The organism is Mesorhizobium sp. M7A.F.Ca.CA.003.01.2.1, from assembly GCF_003998945.1.
In the GTDB taxonomy this organism is placed as follows: Bacteria; Pseudomonadota; Alphaproteobacteria; order Rhizobiales; family Rhizobiaceae; genus Mesorhizobium; species Mesorhizobium ciceri.
Window position 1 is genome coordinate 1 of record NZ_RZRA01001196.1, and the last position, 1,379, is coordinate 1,379.

The following is a 1,379-nucleotide window of genomic DNA, read 5'->3' on the forward strand; positions in this document are numbered from 1 at the left end:
GGATGCGCTGGCGCTGATTGCCGAGAAGGAAGCCAAGGGCGGCGGCGGCAAGAAGCCGTTCCGCAAGGCGGCCGCGGCCAAAGCTCCGGCAACCAAGAAAGTAGCCGCCAAGAAGCCGGCTGCGAAGAAGCCGGCCGCGAAGAAAAAAGGGTAGGACAGCGTGGCGCGCAAGATCACCGGCAGAACCCACGGCGATCCGCGCACCGCCGACACCAGGGCCAAGGTCAAGGACGACTATCGGCCGTCGCGTGACGAAATCCTGCGCTACATTGCCGAAAATCCCGATCGCGCCGGCAAGCGCGACATCGCGAAGGCGTTCGCGCTGCGCGGCGACGACCGCATCTGGCTGAAGGATATTTTGCGCGACCTGCAGGACGAAGGCGTCCTCACCAAGGAGCGCAAGGGGCTGGCCCGCGTCGGTGCCCTGCCCCATGTCACGGTCCTCGATATTTTCGACCGCGATGCCGATGGCGTGCTCTTGGCGCGCCCAACCGAACACACAGCCAATGGGCCGCCGCCCATCGTTTCCATCCGCCTGTCGCGCAGTGGCAGTGGACCGGCGCCCGGCATTGGCGACCGCGTGCTGGCCAAGACCTTTCCCGCCGACGACACGAACGTCGCCCTGGGCGGCCCCGCCTACACCGGGCGGGTGGTGAAGATTTTCGAAAAGCGCACCGATGCCGTGCTCGGTATCTTTCGCATCCTGCAGGACGGCACCTTCCGTATCGAACCGGTGGAACGGCGCCAGCCCGAACTGATCGTCGACAAGGAATTCCAGAACGGCGCCAAGAATGGCGACCTGGTCGAGGTCGAGCCGGCGCGAGCCTCCCGTTTCGGCTTGCCGAGAGCCAAGGTGCTCAACGTGCTGGGCTCTCTGACCAGCGAAAAGGCGGTCTCTATGATCGCCATCCATGCGCACGACATTCCGCATATCTTCCCGGCCGACGTCATCGCAGAATCCGAAGCGATCAAGCCGGCGACGCTGGATCACCGCGAGGATTGGCGCGACCTGCCGCTGATCACCATCGATCCGGCCGACGCCAAGGACCATGACGACGCCGTCTTCGCCACGCCGGATCTCGACGAGAAGAACCCCGGCGGCGTGGTTGCCACCGTGGCGATCGCCGACGTCGCCGCCTATGTGCGCTATGGCACTGCACTCGACCGCGAAGCGCTGAAGCGCGGCAACTCGGTCTATTTCCCGGATCGTGTCGTGCCGATGCTGCCCGAGCGCATCTCCAACGATCTCTGCTCGCTGCGCGAGGGCCAGGACCGGCCGGCATTGGCAGTGCGCATGATCTTTTCGGCCGAGGGCCGCAAGCTCAGGCACACCTTCCATCGCGTCATGATGAAGTCGGCGGCAAAGCTCGCCTACCAAC

At 65.1% G+C, this 1,379-nt stretch carries 1 protein-coding gene; it reads left to right on the plus strand.

The annotated features are described in order from the left end of the window. Positions 1-160: 160 nt before the first annotated feature. Positions 161-1,379, plus strand: a 1,219-nt coding sequence (locus EN969_RS31140; RefSeq protein ID WP_127419738.1) for a ribonuclease R family protein, incomplete at its 3' end; no start/stop codon positions are given.